Origin of the sequence: Kitasatospora sp. NPDC017646 (genome assembly GCF_044329365.1) — a bacterium.
GTDB lineage: Bacteria > Actinomycetota > Actinomycetes > Streptomycetales > Streptomycetaceae > Kitasatospora.
On record NZ_JBIRJC010000003.1, the window covers coordinates 63,691 to 82,406 of the forward strand.

The 18,716-nt window shown below is 71.9% G+C and carries 16 protein-coding genes and 1 tRNA gene; 5 read left to right on the plus strand and 12 right to left on the minus strand.

Translation table 11 applies throughout. The features are described 5' to 3' along the window. Positions 1-84: 84 nt before the first annotated feature. The 9 genes from hpnE to ACH4J0_RS05990 form a co-directional block, all read right to left on the minus strand. Positions 85-1,518, minus strand: coding sequence for a hydroxysqualene dehydroxylase HpnE (gene hpnE / locus ACH4J0_RS05950; protein ID WP_396236641.1), 1,434 nt, complete (start codon positions 1,516-1,518; stop codon positions 85-87). Between the two features lie 148 nt (positions 1,519-1,666). Then, positions 1,667-2,524, minus strand: coding sequence for a presqualene diphosphate synthase HpnD (gene hpnD / locus ACH4J0_RS05955; RefSeq protein WP_396237457.1), 858 nt, complete (start codon positions 2,522-2,524; stop codon positions 1,667-1,669). Positions 2,525-2,565: 41 nt separating this feature from the next. Beyond that, entirely contained in the window at positions 2,566-3,513 is a 948-nt protein-coding gene (hpnC, locus tag ACH4J0_RS05960) for a squalene synthase HpnC (protein WP_396236643.1), read from the minus strand. 304 nt (positions 3,514-3,817) lie between these two features. Next, positions 3,818-4,627: an ABC transporter ATP-binding protein gene (locus tag ACH4J0_RS05965; protein ID WP_396236645.1), complete on the minus strand. Its 810-nt coding sequence runs from the start codon at positions 4,625-4,627 to the stop codon at positions 3,818-3,820. Further along, positions 4,620-5,561, minus strand: coding sequence for an ABC transporter permease (locus ACH4J0_RS05970; RefSeq protein ID WP_396236647.1), 942 nt, complete (start codon positions 5,559-5,561; stop codon positions 4,620-4,622). The genes ACH4J0_RS05965 and ACH4J0_RS05970 overlap by 8 nt, the downstream gene beginning before the upstream one ends. 142 nt (positions 5,562-5,703) lie before the next feature. Beyond that, complete coding sequence (locus ACH4J0_RS05975) at positions 5,704-6,600, minus strand: glycosyltransferase family 2 protein (protein ID WP_396236649.1); 897 nt, start codon at positions 6,598-6,600, stop codon at positions 5,704-5,706. Further along, on the minus strand, positions 6,597-7,334 hold the full coding sequence (locus ACH4J0_RS05980; protein ID WP_396237459.1) for a CDP-alcohol phosphatidyltransferase family protein: 738 nt from the start codon (positions 7,332-7,334) through the stop codon (positions 6,597-6,599). The genes ACH4J0_RS05975 and ACH4J0_RS05980 overlap by 4 nt, the downstream gene beginning before the upstream one ends. A gap of 91 nt (positions 7,335-7,425) precedes the next feature. Then, positions 7,426-8,487: an iron-containing alcohol dehydrogenase family protein gene (locus ACH4J0_RS05985; RefSeq protein WP_396236651.1), complete on the minus strand. Its 1,062-nt coding sequence runs from the start codon at positions 8,485-8,487 to the stop codon at positions 7,426-7,428. Then, on the minus strand, positions 8,475-9,230 hold the full coding sequence (locus ACH4J0_RS05990) for a sugar phosphate nucleotidyltransferase (RefSeq protein WP_396236653.1): 756 nt from the start codon (positions 9,228-9,230) through the stop codon (positions 8,475-8,477). The genes ACH4J0_RS05985 and ACH4J0_RS05990 overlap by 13 nt, the downstream gene beginning before the upstream one ends. 486 nt (positions 9,231-9,716) lie before the next feature. Here ACH4J0_RS05990 and idi point away from each other — a divergent pair, with 486 nt between their 5' ends. Next, entirely contained in the window at positions 9,717-10,367 is a 651-nt protein-coding gene (gene idi / locus ACH4J0_RS05995) for an isopentenyl-diphosphate Delta-isomerase (protein WP_396236655.1), read from the plus strand. Positions 10,368-10,522: 155 nt separating this feature from the next. Here the strand turns inward: idi and ACH4J0_RS06000 are convergent, their stop codons facing one another. Continuing rightward, a complete protein-coding gene (locus ACH4J0_RS06000) occupies positions 10,523-11,023 on the minus strand; it encodes an ATP-binding protein (protein WP_396237461.1) in 501 nt (166 codons plus the stop codon). A 477-nt stretch (positions 11,024-11,500) separates the two neighbouring features. Here ACH4J0_RS06000 and ACH4J0_RS06005 point away from each other — a divergent pair. Continuing rightward, a tRNA-Leu gene (locus tag ACH4J0_RS06005) sits at positions 11,501-11,585 on the plus strand. Positions 11,586-11,881: 296 nt separating this feature from the next. Further along, positions 11,882-13,549 (plus strand): APC family permease, encoded by a 1,668-nt coding sequence (locus ACH4J0_RS06010; RefSeq protein ID WP_396236657.1) that lies wholly within the window; start codon positions 11,882-11,884, stop codon positions 13,547-13,549. Between the two features lie 167 nt (positions 13,550-13,716). Here ACH4J0_RS06010 and ACH4J0_RS06015 read toward each other — a convergent pair whose 3' ends face one another. Continuing rightward, complete coding sequence (locus ACH4J0_RS06015; RefSeq protein WP_396236659.1) at positions 13,717-14,691, minus strand: class I SAM-dependent methyltransferase; 975 nt, start codon at positions 14,689-14,691, stop codon at positions 13,717-13,719. A 390-nt stretch (positions 14,692-15,081) separates the two neighbouring features. On the opposite strand from ACH4J0_RS06015, the gene ACH4J0_RS06020 reads away from it, so the two are divergent. Next, on the plus strand, positions 15,082-15,612 hold the full coding sequence (locus tag ACH4J0_RS06020) for a DUF6624 domain-containing protein (protein ID WP_396236661.1): 531 nt from the start codon (positions 15,082-15,084) through the stop codon (positions 15,610-15,612). A 114-nt stretch (positions 15,613-15,726) separates the two neighbouring features. Next, positions 15,727-17,154 carry an aldehyde dehydrogenase family protein gene (locus tag ACH4J0_RS06025; RefSeq protein WP_396236663.1) on the plus strand — a complete coding sequence of 476 codons (1,428 nt, stop codon included), beginning with the start codon at positions 15,727-15,729 and terminating at the stop codon, positions 17,152-17,154. Positions 17,155-17,226: 72 nt separating this feature from the next. Here the strand turns inward: ACH4J0_RS06025 and ACH4J0_RS06030 are convergent, their stop codons facing one another. Next, a complete protein-coding gene (locus ACH4J0_RS06030; RefSeq protein ID WP_396236665.1) occupies positions 17,227-18,711 on the minus strand; it encodes a glycine hydroxymethyltransferase in 1,485 nt (494 codons plus the stop codon). Positions 18,712-18,716: the final 5 nt, after the last annotated feature.

The window sequence follows — 18,716 nt, forward strand, 5'->3', positions numbered from 1 at the left end:
CTGAGCGAACGGTGTCCGTACGGCCGATGGGGCCGACGGTACGCCCGTCGGCTCTGGCGGGCTCCCCGGCAACGGGGCCCGCCGTCACCTGGGCCACCGCCCGTCGCCCCGGTCCACCGGCACTCTGGCACCGGCCGCGGCCAGCGCGGCGTCGGCGGCGGCGTGCCCGCTGCGCACGGCGCCCTCCATGGTCGCGGGCCAGCCGGTGGCGGTCCACGCGCCGGCCAGCAGCAGGCCGGGGACGCCGGTCGCGGCCCCGGGGCGCAGCTCGGCGCTGCCGGGCGCCCCGTCGAAGGTGGCGGTGCGCTCGCGGGTGACGAAGAAGTCCAGCACCTCGGCACCGGCGGCGGCCGGGAGCAGCCGGGCCAGCTCGGGCAGGTAGCGGCGGCGGAGCTCGGCCACCGGCAGGTCGATCTCGTCCCGGACGGCGGACTGCGAGAGCGCCAGGTACTGGGCGCCGGGGTGGGCGCGGCCGAGTCCGGTGCCGGCCAGGCCCGAGTGGGTGGTGCGGTCGAAGACCCACTGGACCGGGCTGCCGAGCGCGGCGAAGAAGGGCCGGCGCAGCACCTTGCGGTCGTAGACCACGTGCACGTTGAGGATCGGCGTGGTGCCGAACCCGGCCAGCCGCTCCTGCCCCGGGACGGCGCCGGGCGGCAGCAGGGCGGCCGCGGTGTCCTGGGCGCCGGCCAGCACGACGGTGTCGGCGCTCAGCAGCCGCCCGTCCTCCAGCCGGACGGCGTGCTGGGGGGCGGCCGGCTTGAGTTCCGCGACCCGGGCGCGCAGCAGCACCCGCACGCCAGCGCGTTCCAGCTCGGCGAGCGCCCGGTCGTGGTGGATCACGCCGAGCGGGACGGCAGACATGCCGATGTCGGAGGCTCCCGGCTCGGAGAGCAGGCCGGTCTTGAACACCATCGCGGCGAGCGCCAGCGACACCTCGTCGGCCCGGGCGTTCAGGGTGGCGACGCCGACCAGGTCCCAGAGCGCGGCCGTGGTGGCGGCGTTCTGCCCGTGGCGGCGCAGCCACTCGCCGAAGGAGAGCCGGTCCAGCTCCGGGTCGGCGAGGTCCAGGCCCTTCAGGGCGAGCGCGCCGCGGACCACCCGGGCGCGGTCGGCTGGCGACAGGTGCGGGTAGCGGGCCAGGCTGCCGGCCAGGTGCAGCGGAACGGGCAGGCCCGCCCGGCGCAGCCGGCCGAGGGTGCGCACCGGAGCCTGCTCGGGGCCGGTGACGGACAGCACCGGGACGTCCAGGCGGTCCTGGATGTGGGTCATCCGGGCGGCGCCGAGGCGCTCCAGCAGGCCGCGGTAGGCGGTGCAGCAGCGCAGGTAGACGTGCTGGCCGTTGTCGACGGTCAGTTCGCCGCGCTGGAAGGAGAACGCCAGGCCACCGAGCCGGGGACGCCCCTCGGCCAGGGTGACGTCGTGGCCGGCCTCGGCCAGTCGCAGCGCGGTGGTGATCCCGGCCAGGCCACCGCCGACCACGACGGCGGCCGGGCGCGCGGCATCGGCTCGCCCGGTCATCGGCCCTCCCCCTCGCTGGACCGCCCGGCGGCGGTCGGTGTGGCCGGCGCGCTGGCGGCCGGCGCTGTCGTGGTCAGCATCGTGGTCAACGCGGCTCTACCCGGATGTGATTCCCCGCTGACACAGCGTGACAGAACCGTGGCGAGAATCAAGAACGCCCCCCGGCGAGCCCGGAAAGCGCCACGTACGCCTTCTCCCAGCCCGGGAGCGAGACCCGGCCGCGCAGCACCGACTCGGGATCGGCGGCGATCCGCCCGAGCAGCCGGTGGTAGATCCCGGCCATCGCGGCGGTGCAGGCGCGGCTGCGGCGGTCGAGCATCGGCAGCAGTCGCAGACCCTCCTCGAAGGCGGCCTGGGCGCGGGCGGCCTCGAAGGCCACCAGTCCGGCGAAGTCGGCGCCGACCGGCGGCTTGGACAGCGCGAAGCCCTGCTCGCAGCCGAACCGGACCAGGTCCTCGGTGGGCAGGTAGGTGCGGCCGTTCAGGGCGTCCTCGCGCAGGTCGCGCAGGATGTTGGTGAGCTGCAGGGCCAGGCCCAGGGTATCCGCGTAGCGCGCCCCGCGCTCCGGGTCCTCGCAGCCGTAGACGCCGAGGGAGAGGCGCCCGATGGCGCCGGCCACGCAGCGGCAGTAGACCTTCAGCTCCTCGTACGTCTGGTACTCGGCGCCCTTGAGGTCCATCTCCACGCCGTCGATCAGCTCGTCGAAGCCGCCGAGCGGGATCGGGAAGCGCCGGGCCGCGTCGGCCAGGGCGACCTTGATCGGGTCGGTGTCGTCCTCGGCGACCGTCCCGGAGCGGACCTCGTCCACCAGTTCCCGGGTGCGCACCAGCGCCTCGGCCTTGCGGTCGGCCGGGAGGTCGCCGTCGCCGATGTCGTCCACCCGGCGGGCCAGCGCGTACAGGGCCGACATGGCCAGCCGCTTGGGTTCGGGCAGCAGCCGGATGCCGTAGCTGAAGTTGCGCGCCTGCAGCCCGGTGACTGCCTCGCAGTACCGGTACGCCGCCATGACCTGGGCCGACGCCAGTGGTGATGCCGCCACTCGGGCGTTCACCTTCCCTTCGCGAAGATGGCCGCCGCCTTCACTGCGAGGCGACGCTTGTCCGGCTTCGCCTGCCGGGCGAGCACGTCGAACCCGGCGTCCTCGACGGCCGCCAGGGCCGCGTAGCCGCCTGCGGTGAATCCCGCCAGGAGCAGTCGAAGCCTCCCCCGAACCGTACCTACCAATGGTGCGCCGCGGTCGAGCAGGGTGCGGGCCCGTTCGGCCTCGAAGGCGATCAGTTCCCGGACCGCTCCGCTCGCGCGGGGGGCGGCGAGCTCCTCCTCGGTGACGCCGAAGCGTTCGAGGTCCTCGGTGGGGAGGTAGATCCGGCCGCGGGAGAGGTCCTCGGCCACGTCCTGGAGGTGTTCGACCACCTGGAGGGCGGTGCAGATCGCGTCGGAGAGGGCGATCCGCTCGGGGGTGGAGACGCCCGCGATCGCCAGCACCAGGCGGCCGACCGGATCGGCGGAGAGCGTGCAGTAGCCGGCCAGGTCGTCGTAGGTGGGGTAGCGGGTGGTGGTCTGGTCCACCCGGTTGGCCTCGATCAGACGGCGGAACGGCTCCGGGGTCAGCCCGTGCCGGTCGACCAGCGGGACGAGCGCGGTCATCAACGGGTGGCGGGGCGGTTCGGCGTCGGCGTCGCGCAGCGCGGTCTCGAACACCCGGTCGAGGTCGCGCTCCAGACCGTCGAGCAGGGCGAGCCGGAAGGCGGTCTCCGCCGGGCTCGGCGGGCCGGACTGGGCCGAAGGGGTGGCGGGGGGCCGCTGCTCGACCCCGAGCAGGGCGGCGGTGGTGGCCGGGTCGGCCAGGTCGCCGTCGCCGGCGTCGTCGACGAGCCGGGCGAAGCCGTAGACGCCCATCAGGTCGTCGCGCCAAGCCGCGGGCAGGAAGAAGGGAGCGACCGGGAAGTTCTCCGCACCCGCCTTCTCCAGGGTCTGTCCCGCGGAAGGGTTCACCGGCGTATCTCTGGGCTGGGCCGAAGCCGACACTGCAGTCACTCCCCCGTTCTACACCGCTGGGTACCACCGGTCCGACTCGGACACGCGTCCGAGCGCGGGCGTCACGCACGGCACACCGCCCCCGCGCCCCCAGCCTGACACCACGCGACGCGCCCGAGAAGAGCGCCCCGCCCGGCGCACGGTGGCGCTCACCCCCGCGGCGGCGGCCAGCCGGGCTATCGACACGCCGCACGCCGAAGGGCCGGCTCCGGAGTATTCCGGGGCCGGCCCTCGGGAGCCAGGGGTTTTCGAAATCCGGGGCCTACGGGCGCTCGCCGCGCTCGTACCGGCCGACGACCTCCTCGGTCGGGCCGTCCATGACCAGCTCGCCGGCCTCGATCCAGATGGTCCGCTCGCAGACCTCGCGGATCGAGTTGTTGTCGTGGCTGACCAGGAAGACCGTACCGGCCGAGCCGCGCAGCTCGTCGATGCGCTTCTTGCTGCGCTGCTGGAAGGCCTGGTCACCGGTGGCCAGGGCCTCGTCGATCAGCAGCACGTCGTGGGTCTTGGCGGCGGCGATCGAGAAGCGCAGCCGCGCGCCCATGCCGGAGGAGTAGGTGCGCATCGGCAGGGAGATGAAGTCGCCCTTGTCGTTGATCCCGGAGAAGTCGACGATGTCCTGGTAGCGCGCCTTCACCTGGGCCGGGGTCATGCCCATCGCCAGGCAGCCCAGGATGACGTTGCGCTCGCCGGTGAGCTCGTTCATCAGGGCCGCGTTGACGCCCAGCAGCGAGGGCTGGCCGTTGGTGTAGATGCCGCCCTTCTCGGTCGGCAGCAGGCCCGCGATGGCGGCCAGCATGGTCGACTTGCCGGAGCCGTTGGAGCCGATCAGACCGATGGCCTCGCCCTTGTACGCGGTGAAGCTGATGCCCTTCACCGCGTGCACCTCGCGCACCCCGGCGCCGCGCTTGCGGCTGAGGATGCGGCTCATCGCGGAGGTGGCGCTGCCCTTGCCGGAACCGGCACCGTGCACCCGGTAGACGATGTGCACGTCGTCGACGACGACGGTGGGCTCGCGGGCCACGCTCGTGGCCTGGACGGTGTCGCGCTTGCTCAGGTCGGTGTCAGCCACGGCCGTACTCCTCCTCGGCCTTCCAGAAGAAGACGTATCCGATGACGAACATGCCGACCGCCCAGCCGATGCCGTACGCCCACTGGTGCGGCGGGAGGGTCTGGTGGACGGACTGGTGCTTGTTGTAGATGACCGGCGCGAAGGCGTGGCGCAGCAGGTCCATGTAGACCGAGGCCGGGTTGAGGGCCATGATCGTCTGGATGTAGTGCGGCCAGGTCTGGATCTTGTCCTGGATGCTGAACATCACGCCGGACAGGAACATCCAGGCCCGCATCACGAACGGGATCAGCTGGGAGATGTCACTGGTCTTGGAACCGATCCGGGCGAAGATCAGCGAGATGCCGGTGTTGAACAGCGTCTGCAGGAGCAGCGCCGGGATGACCAGCAGCCAGGTCTTGCCGGGCTTGATGCCGCCCGCCAGCACGGTGACGACCAGGACCACCATCGAGATCAGGAGCTGCTGGAGCTGGATCACGGTGAAGGCGATCGGCAGGCTGGCGCGCGGGAAGTGCAGCGCCCGGATCAGGCCGAGGTTGTCGGAGATCGCCCGGGTGCCGGACTGCACCGCGTTCTGGGTGAACTGGAAGACGAAGACGCCGATGCACAGCCAGGAGATGTAGGTGTGTCCGGGGAAACCCTGCTTGCTCGACAGGATCACACCGAAGACCAGGTAGAACACCCCGCAGTTGAGCAGCGGGGTCACCACCTGCCACAGCTGGCCCAGCTTGGCGTCGGTGTACTGGGCCACCAGGCGGGCGGTGGCGAAGGCCCAGATGAAGTGGCGCCGGTTCCAGAGCTGCTTGGTGTAGGCGAACAGTCCGGGGCGGGCACCGCTCACCGACAGACCGTACTTGTCCGCAAGCTGCTTGGGGGTCAGGCCCGCGTCCGCCCCCGTGGGGGCTGAGAGGCTGACGGGTTCACTCACTGTCGACACATTCGTCCTTCGCGCGGGATCTGTCGGGGTGGCCGGTCGGCGGGGGTCCGCCGGCCTTGCGCCGAGGGGGATCCACTGGGATCACGGGGGAGGTTCCGGCTGGTGTGTGGTCACCGGCCGCGGCGATCGATACTCGATCCAATCAGATGATCGGAGGCCGGCCCATCCTGGTCAGTCGCCAGACGGTACGCCACCGCATGGGCCGCCGCGGACCGCAGGGTTCGCGGAAGCCCGCCCGGAATCCGCCCATCCAGGCCTTCAGCCCCTCCGCGGAGGGACGTCGGGCCAGGGTCAGCAGGAACCAGGTTCCCAGATAGAGAGGCACCAACGGGGCCGGAAGGTTCCGCCTCGCGAGCCAGACCCTGTTACGGGCCACGTTGTGGAAGTAGGCGGCGTGCCGGGCCGGTGACGTGGCGGGGTGGTGCAGCACCACGTCCGCCCGGTAGTCGATGGCCCAGCCGGCGTCCAGGGCGCGCCACGCGAGGTCGGTCTCCTCGTGGGCGTAGAAGAACTCGGCGGGCAGCTGCCCGGCCTGCTCGAACACCTTGCAGCGCACGGCGCTGGCGCCGCCCAGGAAGGTGGTCACCCTGGAGGAGCGCATCGGGTCGCTGGCGCGCAGCCGGGGGACGTGCCGGCGCTGGGTGACGCCGGTGTCCGGGTCCTCGATCCGGAAGGACACGATGCCCAGCTCCGGATCGGCGGTGAAGGCCTCGCGCAGCAGGCGGGCCGAGTCGGTGCGGGGCAGCAGGCCGTCGTCGTCCAGGAAGAGGACGGCGTCCACCTCCCGGCCGTCCGGCCCGAACAGCTCGATGCCGACGTTGCGACCGCCCGGGATGCCGAGGTTCGCCGGCAGCTCGACGGTGCGCACGCCCTCGGCCAGCGGGGGCAGCTCGACGCCCTGGCCGACCACGGCCAGCTCGACCGCCGGGCCCTCCTGGGCGCGGACGGACTCGATCAGGGCGTTGAGCTCGGCGGGCCGGTTGCCCATCGTGATGATGACGACGCCGAGGCGGAAGCTCTCCGCAGTGGTGGTGGTCATCGGAGCCTGCTCGAAAGGACGATGCTCAGCAGGTGCAGGACGGTCTGCAGCATGGCGATCGCCGCCAGCACCACGACCGCGAGCCGGGTGAAGAACAACCCGCCGTGCACGGCGTCGCCGATCCCGGCCGCCAGGATGAACAGCGAGGCCTCGACCGCGCCGACCAGGCGGTGGAACTTCAGGAAGGAGGCCGCCCGGCGGGCCCTGGCCACCGAGGAGGAGCGCGGCACCGAGGCGCTGTCCTCGACCGCCGTCATGCCGCTGCGGGCCCGGGCCACGTCCACCAGGTCCGTCTCGGACTTGATCAGGATCGCGCCGAGCGCTGCCAGCGTGCCCAGGAACGCCCACTCCCAGTGGGAGCCGTGGCCCTCGCGGTGCAGCAGGTCGGTGGCGCGCAGGCCGAGGCCGGTCAGCAGGGCCGCCTCGGACATGTAGTGGCCGACCCGGTCCAGGTAGACGCCGGTGAGCGAGGTCTGCCGGCGCCAGCGGGCCACCTCGCCGTCCACGCAGTCCAGCAGCAGGTAGACCTGGATCAGCAGGGCGCCCAGGACCGCGCCGGTGATGCCCGGCACGACCAGCGCGGCACCGGCCAGGATGCCGGTGAACATCATCAGGTAGGTCAGGCCGTTGGGCGTGATCGCCGTCATGGTGGACAGCACGCGGGTGATCCGCAGCGAGATCTTCCGCATGTACAGGCGCCCGGCCCAGTGCTCGGCGCTGCGGCGCTGGAGCATGCCCTCCGGGTGGATCACCGCGCGCAGTTCCTCGATCGAGGGCCGGCGGGTCAGGTCCACCGGGGGCCGCTCGGCGCCCGCGGTGGAGGGGTCAGCTGTTGACGGCTTGGACATAGTCGGCGTACGCGTCCCTGATTGCGGAAGGGGAGAGGTCGAGGTGTTCAAGGATGGTGTAGCGGCCCGGGCGGGTGTTCGGAGCGTAGTGCACTGCTTCGGTGAACTCCGCTTCGGTGAAGCCGATTTGAGCTGCGGTCACCGGCAGTCCGTGGAGCGCCAGGCGCTCCACGATCAGGCCGGTCAGCTCGCGCTCGCCCCGCAGGAAGCTGGCGAACGCGGCACCGAGGCCCACCTGTTCGCCGTGCTGGGCGGAACGCTTGGGGTACAGCACGTCCAGGGCATGCGAGATCTCGTGGCAGGCGCCCGACGAGGGTCGGGTGCTGCCCGCGATGTTCATCGCGATGCCGGACAGTACCAGGGCTTCCGCCAGGGCCGTCAGGAGGTCCTGGTCCTGAGTGCTTCCTGGGTGCCGCAGCAGGTTCTCGCCCGCCGAGCGGGCCATCGCCACGGCCAGTCCGTCCACCGGTTCGCCGGTGACGGTGTGGGACAACTCCCAGTCCGCGCAGGCCGAGATGTTGGAGACGACGTCCCCGATGCCGGCCGCCACGAAGCGCTGCGGGGCCTGCCGGATCACATCCAGGTCGACGATGATGCCGATCGGGCTGGGCACCCCGTAGGAACCCCGCCCGGCGTCGTTGTCGAGGGTGGAGACCGGCGAGCAGATGCCGTCGTGGGCAAGGTTGGTGGCGACCGCGACCACCGGCAGTCCGACCCGGGCCGCGGCGTACTTGGCGGCGTCGATGATCTTGCCGCCGCCGAGGCCGACGACCGCGTCGTAGTGCCGGCCGCGCATCTCCTCGGCGAAGCGCACCGCGCTGTCGAGGCTGCCGTCGTCCACGTGGTACCAGTCGGCGCCGGGCAGGGCCGGCTCCAGGCGCTCGCGCATCGCGGCGCCGGAGCCGTTGCTGATCGCCACCGCGATCCGGCCCGACGCCGACAGCCGCTGGTCCGCCAGGATGCCGCCGAGCGCGTCCAGCGCGCCCGGGCGGATCTCGGCGAACAGCGGCGACGGGACCAGTCGGGTCAGTACTGGCACGCGATCTCCCGCGCCTTCGCCAGGTCGTCGTGGTTGTCGACCTCGACCCAGGACACCTCGCCGATCGGCTGCACGTCGATCCGCAGGCCCCGGTCGACCATCTCCTGGTAGCCGTCCTCGTAGTACAGCTGCGGGTCGCGCTCGTAGGTGGCGCGCAGCGCGTCGGTCAGGTCGGCGGCGGCGGCGGGGTTGATCACGGTGACGCCGATGTACTCGCCGGTCGCCTCGACCGGGTCCATCAGCTTGGTGATCCGGCGCATGCCGGCGGCCGGGTCGACGACGACCTTCATCTCCTCGTCGGCGAGCTTCTTCACCGTGTCGAGGGCGAGCAGGATGCCGGGGGCCCGGCCGGCCTCGGCGAGCTGCCGGTTGCCCTCCAGCATGGTGCGCTGCACCGAGGCCGGGTGGACGGTGTCGCCGTTGGCCAGCAGCAGGCCCTCGGCGAACAGCTCGCGGGCGCACCAGAGCGAGTACGCGTTGTTCCACTCCTCGGCCTTGTCGTTCTCGACCAGGTGGAGCTTGACGCCGTACTTGTTCTCCAGGGCGTCCTTGCGGTCGTACACCGCCTCCTTGCGGTAGCCGACGACGATCGCCGCCTCGCGCAGGCCGACCTCGGCGAAGTTGCGCAGGGTGAGGTCCAGGACGGTCCGCTCCCCGTCGACCGGCACCAGCGCCTTGGGCAGGGTGTCGGTGTACGGGCGCAGCCGGCGGCCGGCGCCGGCTGCCAGAACGAGGCCGATCATGCGGGGTCTCCTGATCCGTCGTGCGTCGTGCGGTGCGCGGGATGTGCCGACGGGCGCGGCGGCGCTGTGTCGCTCGGGACCGGCGTTCGGTCGGGCCCGGTGGCGGCGCGCCGGACCGGCACAGATCCGGGCAGCGTGTCGTAAGTGATGGTAGGCGACCCGGGCGACCCTCCCGAACGCGACCGGAGGCGGTGAGGTGACGGCCGGGTGGAGGAGCCGTGATCGAACGGGATTGGAACGGACGTCGAACTGGTCTGCGGGTCGGATGACCCTTCCGGGGGCTTGCCGGACCCTTCTCTGCCCGGATCCGGTCCACCCCGGGTCATGATCCGCCCGGTTGTGCGTGGGACCCGTCCCGACCGCCACCCATACGGCAGACTGGTAGACCAACGCCGGCACCGGTGCCCCCGCTGTGTCCTGTGCACTCCACCCGGTGCACGAGACGCACCCGATGCTTCCGTTGCTCCCGCTCCCGAAAGAGGCCCCATGCCCCAGAGTCTGCCGACCGACCCGACGCACTTCGCCGCCGAGATCGACACCGGTCTCGACGTGGAGACCGACGTGACGGTCGACCCACGGGCCTCCGCCGCCCCCGCGGGCGCCGAGATCCTGCTGGAACTGGTCGACGACGCGGGCGTCACGATCGGCACGGCCGAGAAGCTCTGGGCCCACCAGCAGCCGGGCCGACTGCACCGGGCCTTCTCGGTGTTCCTCTTCGACCGCCAGGGCCGGCTGCTGCTGCAACGCCGGGCGCTCGGCAAGTACCACTCCCCCGGCGTCTGGTCGAACACCTGCTGCGGGCACCCGTACCCGGACGAACCCCCGTTCGTGGCCGCCGCCCGACGCACCGCCGAGGAGCTGGGCGTCGCACCGGCGCTGCTGTGCGAGGCGGGGACGGTCCGCTACGACCTGCCGGACGAGGCCTCCGGACTGATCGAGCGGGAGTGGAACCACCTGTTCGTCGGGCTGGTGACCGCGCCGGTCGAGCCGGATCCGGAGGAGGTGGACGACTTCGCCTTCGTGACCGCGCAGGAGCTGCGTGAGCTGCGGGCGGAGCGGCCCTTCTCGGTCTGGTTCGAGACGGTCTTCGAGGCGGCGCTGCCGGGGATCCGGGAGATCGCCGGGCGGGACTGGTAGAGGCCGCGCTCCCGCGCGGTCGGTCGTCCTCCCGGGGGCGGCCGTGTTCGTGCGGGGCATGTTCGTGCCGGGCATGTCCGTGCGGGCCGTGTTCGCGAGGGACGTCCTCATGCGGGACGTCTTCGTGCCGACCGCCGTCTTCGTGGGGCCGGCCCTCAGTGCCCGGACTCCGGGGGGACGGGCAGCGAGGCCCAGATGACCTTGCCGCCCTCCCCCGTGTGCTCGACGTCGCACACCCCGCCGGCTTGCAGGGTGATGCTCTTCACCAGCAGCAGGCCGCGCCCGCCGGTGCGGGCGGTGTCGCTCTCCAGGGCCTTCGGCCGGTACGGGTCGCCGTCCTCGACCGAGACCCGTACCCAGCCGCGGCGCACCGACAGCTCCGTCGTCACCTCGGGTGACAGCTCGGCCGCGTGCCGGACCGCGTTGCCGACCAGCTCGGAGACGATCAGCAGCACGTCGTCGACCAGCTCCTGGTAGCGCACCCCGGTCATGCCCTGGGCCAGCAGGCGGTCGCGCACCGCGTGGCGGGTGCGCGGAACGGAGGCCTCGACGGCGGGCACCCGGAAGCGCCACACGCCCTCGCCGGGGCCGTCGGCGGCCCGCCGTCCGTCCGACCGGCCGCCGGGTCTCGGCTCGGCCTTCGCCGACCCGCTCATCTGCTCCACGTCCAGCCGCCCTTCGTCCGCGACCCGGGAATCAGGCGATCCGCTCATGGCGCCCTCGGTCCACAGAGGCTAGGAGAGCGGTCGGCGCGGCCGTGCCACCGTCGACAAGTTGCCCGTGTCGGATCGGTTCCGATCGGATTCGATCGCGGGTGGGGGTGGAACCGATCGTTTGCTTCGCGCTCGCCACCGGTTCGGGCGGGGTTCGAGCGCCTTGGCGAGGCGTCCCAGCCAGTCCGGCCAGGCCCGGCGTCCCCACCGGCGCGGGGCGGCGCGACGGGGGCGGGGCCCGGGCTCGGAGAGGGACGGGTGCCGGGCTCGGAGAGGGACGGGTGCCGGGCTCGGACGACGACCGGGACCGGCCTGCGGACCGCGGCCGAGGAAACGCAGGTGAGAAGCACTCCAGAACCCTGGTAATGTTCTCTCTGTCGCCGAGGGGGCGAGAGAAAAGCCCCCCTAAGCACACACCCTGTCCGGGTGGCGGAATGGCAGACGCGCTAGCTTGAGGTGCTAGTGCCCTTTATCGGGCGTGGGGGTTCAAGTCCCCCCTCGGACACAGTTGAAATTCCCCGTGGAATCCGAAAGGAATCCACGGGGAATTTCCTTTTCCCGGCCCGAGCCCGACCCCTCCTCGTGATCCGCTGCCGTCGGCGGTGTGGCGTCGGTCTCGCTGAGCGGGCCCGGGCGTCCGAAAACCGGACACGAGATGGCAACGATCGGGCAGTTTGAGCTTCCTCTGAGGTATTCGCCCCTTTTCGAACCATAGGCTGCTGGGGTTTGTCCGGAATACCGACCCAAAACCGTAAAAGCACCGACACCACCCGCTGAACCCCGAGCGAGAGGACCGATACGTTGAGTGAGCCCGCTTCGTCGACGGCATCACACCAGAACTACCGCCGATCGCTCGGGACGATCAGCCTGACCGCGGTCGGGCTGGGTTCGATCATCGGATCCGGCTGGCTGTTCGGTGCCGAGCGGGCGGCCAAGCTGGCCGGCCCCGCCTCGATCCTCGCCTGGGTGATCGGCGCCGCCGTGGCGCTGACCATCGCCCTCACGTACAGCGAGCTGGGATCGATGTTCCCCAAGGCCGGCGGCATGGTCCGGTACGGCCAGTACTCGCACGGCTCGCTGGCCGGCTACCTGGCCGCCTGGGCCAACTGGATCGCCATCGTCTCGGTCATCCCGGGCGAGGCCACCGCCTCCGTCCAGTACATGAGTTCCTGGCACTTCGGTTGGGCCAAGGGGTTGTACGACGGCAAGGAGCTCACCGTCAGCGGTGTGGCGCTCGCCAGCGTGCTGCTCGTCGTGTACTTCGTCCTCAACTGGTTCGCGATCACGCTGTTCGCCAAGACCAACACGGCGATCACCGTGTTCAAGGTCGTCGTGCCGACGCTGACCGCCGGTGCGCTGCTCCTCGCGCACTTCGACACCTCGCACTTCACCCAGCAGGGCGGCTTCGCGCCGAACGGCTGGAGCGCGGTCTTCACCGCCGTCGCCGTCTCCGGCATCGTCTGGGCCTTCAACGGCTTCCAGTCCCCGCTCAACATGGCCGGCGAGGCCCGCAACCCCGGCAAGTCGCTGCCGAAGGCCGTCATCGGCTCGATCCTGATCGCCCTGGTGATCTACGTCGCGCTGCAGATCGCCTTCATCGGCGCCATCCCGGCCGCCGACCTGTCGAAGGGCTGGAGCAGCCTCTCCTACACCTCGCCGCTGGCCGACCTCGCGATCGCCTGGGGCATCAACTGGCTCGCGCTGCTGCTCTACGCGGACGCCTTCGTGTCGCCGTCCGGCACCGGCATGATCTACGCGGCCACCACCTCGCGCATGATCCACGGCGTGCAGGAGAACGGCCACCTGCCGAAGATCTTCGGCAAGGTCGACGCCAAGACCGGCATCCCGCGCCCGGCGCTGCTGCTGAACCTGCTGGTCGCCTTCCTGTTCCTCGCCGTCTTCCGCGGCTGGGGCTCGCTGGCCGAGATCGTCTCGGTGGCCACCGTGATCTCGTACATCACCGGCCCGGTCGCCGTGATGTCGCTGCGCCGCCTCGCCCCGGACCTGAAGCGTCCGGTGCGGCTCAAGGCCATGCCGGTGATCGCGCCGATCGCGATGGTGTTCGGCTCGCTCGTCCTCTACTGGGCCCGCTGGCCGCTCACCGGCAAGGTCATCCTGCTGATGGCCGCCGGTCTGCCGATCTGGGCCTTCTACGAGCTGCGCAAGCCGTTCGCCGAGCTGAAGCCGCACCTGAAGGCGGGCGCCTGGATGGTCTCCTACCTGTTCGTGATGGCCGGGATCTCCTGGGCCGGCAGCACCGACTTCGGCGGCCACGGCTACCTGCCGGAGGGCTGGGACCTGCTGATCGTGGCCGCGATCGGGCTGGCCTTCTACTACTGGGGCGTCGCCAGCTCCTGGGCGAACCCCTCGCTGGCGGAGGTGCGCCGCGAGCTGGCGGCCGAAGCTGAGGCCGAGGCGTCGGCCGGAGGGGCCGGGACCGACGGGGCTGCGGAGCCTTCGCGAGTCTGAGCGGGTACGCGCTTCGAAGGGCCGGTCGGGTTTCCGACCGGCCCTTCGGCGTTGGTGGGGGAACAGCGTTCAACTGACAGATTGTGAAATCTGTTATCTGTTCGCTGTCATCTGTTCGCTGTCGTCTGTTCGCTGTCGTCTGTTCGCCGACGGCGCCCGCCGGCCGGTCAGCCGCGGCGGGCGCGACGGATGGCGGAGGTGACGACCGGCGGGAGGAGGTCCCTGGCGGCGCGCTTGGCGACGTTGACCGGGCGGCGCGCCTCGGCGGCGCGGGCGCGGCGGACGGCGAGGTCGAGCGCGGCCTCTTCCTGGGCGACGCGGAGCACGTCGCGGGACTCCGACTGATCGGCGGCGGGGCCCCGGCGGTGGCGGGAGGCGCGGAACGGCCGGATGCCCTCCGAACTACCGGTCATTCGCAGCAGCTGCCGACCGTTCAGGGTCTCGGTGCTGAGTCCGCAGCCGGACGCGAGGTCCACCCGGTCGAGCAGGTCGCGCTGGAACGGCTCCGGGTCGCCCCAGGTGCCGTAGAACTTGCACTCCGTGAGCAGGATCGGCTTGAGGCCGTGGTTGAACACCGCCTCCCAGGTCGCGGCCGCGACACCGGGAGTGTGCTGGGCGCGGTAGTCGTCCAGCACCACGACGCCCTGGTCCTGGAGCGCGACCCGGGCCACCTGGAGGTCGCCCACCACGTGCTCGTAGAGGTGCGAGGCGTCGATGTGGATGAAGCGGTGGGCCCCGGCAGGGATCCGGCCGCCCGCCAGGACGGAGGTCGGGGCCTGGATGATGTCCGGCAGCTCGTCGTGGAAGGACAGGTAGTTGGCCTCGAAGGCCGACCGGGTGAGCGTCTTCCGGTAGGAGATGTCCATCTCGTTGGAGTTCTCCTCGTCCGGCGCGTCCGAGTCGAACAGGTCACAGACGGTGAAGGTCTCGCCGGGCTGGAGGTGTTCGCCGATCACGATCGCGCTGCGGCCGAGGTAGGCGCCCATCTCCAACAGGTCGCCGGTCACGCCCCACTTGGTCTGCCGCTCCAGGAACCACTCGAAGGAGTGCCGGTCGTGGGCCCAGAACCAGCCCGGGACGTCGTCCAGCACGGCTGGTTCGCCGGGCTGCTGCGATTCCCCCTGCAACGCGGTGTCGGTCACGGGATGCTCCTTAGCGGTACGGATGACCTTCGGGTCCTGAGCCACTTCTCGGCGCGGTGGCAGCCTGCCCGGCCTCAGGGCCGGCCGGATCACCCGGCCGTACGCGGGTCGATCCCCCACCGGCAGTAGGCCCCACCACGGAGTTCGCTGCAATCTACAGCGGGTACCCGGGCGATGAGGAGGGCTTTCAGGGCCCGAATTGCCGAAATACCGGACCTGGCCGACCACGACCGGAGGTGAACACGGTCTGGCGGGTGGGCTACGTCCAATTGTGTCCCGATTGGCCGCCCCGTGTCACCGGCCTCGCGGATGATCTTCATCGCGACTTCCGCGCCTAACGTGGTCGCAGGCGGCCCGACCCGCGGGCCTGAGAGCAGGGAGCGGACCGACATGACGGCGGCGCAGCACGGCCGAGTGGGCTCTCAAGATCCGTCGCTCACGGCGCAGTTGGTGGCGATGATGGCCGAGGACAACACTGCCGCACGGCTGGCGCACAGCGCTGACCTGGCCGAACAGGCCGCCTGGCGGCGGCTCACCGCCCGCCACGGCGACCGCCTTTCGGAGATCATGGCGGAGCACGGCTGGCCGACCGAGCTGGCCGTGGGCGCCGAGGCCGCCCGGGCGGCCTGGCTGATCGCCCAGCACGCCGACCGTCAACTGGACGTCCAGCGAAGGGCGGTGGATCTGATGGCGGAGGCGGTGGCGGCCGGCTCGGCGAGCGCCCGGGACCTGGCCTTCCTCCAGGACCGGCTCGCCGTGAACGAGGGGCGCGAGCAGCGCTACGGGACCCAGATCGGCGCGGTGGCGGACGGACGCCCGGTGCCGTGGCCCTGCGAGGACCCGGAGCGGCTGGACGAGCGCCGCGCGCAGGTCGGGATCGAACCGTTCGACGAGTACACCGCACGGTTCGCTCCGGGGTAACCGGCCGGTCCACGCGGCGGGACCGGCTCTTGCGCCCGGCCGTCCGGCCGCCTTGACTGAGCTCCCGACTGGCGCCCGTCAGTCGGTGCGGCTGACCAGCTGAGAGGACGACACGTGCAGGAGTGCGCGGAGTACCGCGACCAGTACATCGACGGCGCCTGGCGGTCCTCCGGGGACTCCGGGTCCATCGCCGTACTGAACCCGGCCACCGAGCGGGTGCTCGCCGCCGTGCCGGCGGGCGGGACGGCCGACGTCGACGCCGCGGTGGCGGCGGCCCGCCGGGCGGCCCGGGGCTGGGCCGCCACCACCCGCGAGGAGCGGCTCGCGCTGCTGACCCGGCTGCGGGACGGGATCGCCGACGCCCAGGGCGAGATCACCTCGACCGTGGTCGCCGAACTGGGCGCCCCGGTCGGCTTCGCCGGGGCCGTGCACGCCGGGCTGCCGCTGACCGTGACGACCTCCTACCTGAGCCTGCTGGCCGAGCACCCCTTCGAGGAGCGGATCGGCAACTCGGTGGTGCTCGCCGAGCCGGCCGGGGTGGTCGCGGCGATCACGCCCTGGAACTACCCGTTGCACCAGATCACGGCCAAGGTCGTACCGGCGCTGGCGGCCGGCTGCCCGGTGGTGCTGAAGCCCGCCGAGGACACGCCGCTGGTGGCCCGGCTGTTCGCCCGGCTGGTGCACGAAGCAGGCTTCCCGGCCGGGGTGTTCAACCTGGTGACCGGCACCGGCGCGGTCGCGGGCGCGGCGCTCGTCGCCCATCCGGAGGTGGACGTGGTGTCGTTCACCGGCTCCACCGCGGTCGGCCGTCAGGTCGCCGGGACGGCCGGGCGCGGGCTGAAGCGGGTCGCCCTGGAGCTGGGCGGCAAGTCCGCCAACGTGGTGCTGCCGGACGCCGACCTGATCCGCGCGGTGAACGTGAACGTCGCCAACGTCTTCGCCAACTCGGGCCAGACGTGCAGCGCCTGGACCCGGCTGCTGGTGCACCGGGACCAGTACGAGGAGGCGGTGGCGATCGCCGCCAGGGCCGCCGAGAAGTACGTTCCGGGCGACCCGACCGACCCGCGGACCCGGATCGGCCCGCTGGTCAACGCCGAGCAGCTGGACCGGGTGCGCGGCTACCTTGAGGGCGCGCTCGCCGAGGGCGCCCGGCTGGTGGCCGGTGGTCCGGATCCGCTGCCGGGGCTCCCCACCGGTTTCTACGTCCGCCCGACCGTCCTCGCCGACGTCACCCCGGAGATGACGGTGGCGCAGGAGGAGGTCTTCGGCCCGGTGCTGACCGTCCTGCCCTACCGGGACGAGGACCACGCCGTCGAGATCGCCAACGGCACGGCCTACGGCCTGGCGGGCGGCGTCTGGGCCGCGAACACCGACACCGCCGCCGCCTTCGCCCGTCGACTCGACACCGGCCAGGTCGACCTCAACGGCGGGCGCTTCAACCCGCTGGCACCGTTCGGCGGTTACAAGAGCTCCGGGCTCGGTCGCGAACTCGGCCGGCACGGGCTGGAGGAGTTCCTGCAGTACAAGTCACTGCAGTACTAGACGGGTTGACCCGGGGCTGCCGAACTGGTTCTCGGCAGCCCCGGGTTGTGCTCGGCCTCCGTCCGGTGCCGGTCAGACCAGGTCGACGCCCGGGTAGAGCGGGAAGGGCGCGAGGAGGTCGGCGGCGCGCTTGGCGATGCCGTCGCGGAGGGACTCGTCGAGGGCGTAGTTCGCCTTGGAGGGCGCTCCGTTGGCGGCGGTGGTGGGGGTGGTGCCGCGCAGCACGGTGTCGATCAGGGCGGCGATCTCGTCCATCTCGGCCGTGCCCAGGCCCCGGGTGGTGAGCGCCGGGGTGCCGAGCCGGACGCCGGAGGTGTACCAGGCGCCGTTCGGGTCCTGGGGGACGGAGTTGCGGTTGGTGACGATGCCCGAGTCCAGCAGCGCCGCCTCGGCCTGACGGCCAGTCAAGCCGTACCCGGAGACGTCGGCGAGCACCAGGTGGTTGTCGGTGCCGCCGGTGACCAGCTTGCCGCCCCGGCGCAGCAGGCCCTCGGCGAGCGCCCGGGCGTTGTCGACCACGGCGCGGGCGTAGGCCTGGAACTCGGGGCGGCGGGCCTCGGCGAGGGCGACGGCCTTGGCGGCCATGACGTGCGAGAGCGGGCCACCGAGCACCAACGGGCAGCCGCGGTCCACGTGTTCGGCGAGCTCGGTGTTGCTGAACACCATGCCGCCGCGCGGGCCGCGCAGCGACTTGTGGGTGGTGGTGGTGACGATGTGGGCGTGCGGCACCGGGTCGTGGTCGCCGGTCAGCACCTTGCCCGCGACCAGGCCGGCGAAGTGCGCCATGTCGACCATGAGGGTCGCGCCGACCTCGTCCGCGATCTCGCGCATCTTGCGGAAGTTCACCAGCCGCGGGTAGGCGGAGTAGCCGGCCACCAGGATCAGCGGGCGGAACTCGCGGGCGGTCTCGCGCAGCGCGTCGTAGTCGATCAGACCGGTTTCCGGGTCGGTGCCATAGCTGCGCTGCTCGAACATCTTGCCCGAGATGTTGGGCCGGAAGCCGTGGGTGAGGTGGCCGCCGGTGTCCAGGGACATGCCCAGCATGCGCTGGTTGCCGAGCTCCTGGCGCAGCCGGGCCCAGTCCTGCTCGGTGAGGTCGTTGACGTTGCGCACCTCGGCGCGCTCCAGGGCCGGGCTCTCGACCCGCCGGGAGAGGACGGCCCAGAAGGCGGTGAGGTTGGCGTCGATGCCCGAGTGCGGCTGGACGTAGGCGTGTTGGGCGCCGAACAGCTCGCGGGCGTGCTCGGCGGCGAGCGCCTCGACGGTGTCGACGTTGCGGCAGCCGGCGTAGAAGCGGCGGCCGACGGTGCCCTCGGCGTACTTGTCGCTGAGCCAGTTGCCCATGGCGAGGAGGACGGCCGGGGAGGCGTAGTTCTCGCTGGCGATCAGCTTGAGCGAGGCGCGCTGGTCCTCCAGCTCCCGGCCGATGGCGGCGGCGATCCGCGGCTCGACGCCGGCCACGACGTCCAGGGCGCTGCGGAAGGCGGTGTCGGCGGCGGGACTCGCGGCGGTGTGCGGCTGCGCGGGGATCTGCTGGGGCTGCTCGGACTGGGCCATGGCGG

Coding starts and splice junctions, on each gene's coding strand:
- hpnE (WP_396236641.1), bottom strand. CDS start 1,518: ATGACCGGGCGAGCCGATGCCGCGCGCCCGGCCGCCGTCGTGGTCGGC.
- hpnD (WP_396237457.1), bottom strand. CDS start 2,524: ATGGCGGCGTACCGGTACTGCGAGGCAGTCACCGGGCTGCAGGCGCGC.
- ACH4J0_RS05975 (WP_396236649.1), bottom strand. CDS start 6,600: ATGACCACCACCACTGCGGAGAGCTTCCGCCTCGGCGTCGTCATCATC.
- ACH4J0_RS05980 (WP_396237459.1), bottom strand. CDS start 7,334: ATGCTCCAGCGCCGCAGCGCCGAGCACTGGGCCGGGCGCCTGTACATG.
- ACH4J0_RS05990 (WP_396236653.1), bottom strand. CDS start 9,230: ATGATCGGCCTCGTTCTGGCAGCCGGCGCCGGCCGCCGGCTGCGCCCG.
- idi (WP_396236655.1), top strand. CDS start 9,717: ATGCCCCAGAGTCTGCCGACCGACCCGACGCACTTCGCCGCCGAGATC.
- ACH4J0_RS06000 (WP_396237461.1), bottom strand. CDS start 11,023: ATGAGCGGGTCGGCGAAGGCCGAGCCGAGACCCGGCGGCCGGTCGGAC.
- ACH4J0_RS06020 (WP_396236661.1), top strand. CDS start 15,082: ATGACGGCGGCGCAGCACGGCCGAGTGGGCTCTCAAGATCCGTCGCTC.
- ACH4J0_RS06030 (WP_396236665.1), bottom strand. CDS start 18,711: ATGGCCCAGTCCGAGCAGCCCCAGCAGATCCCCGCGCAGCCGCACACC.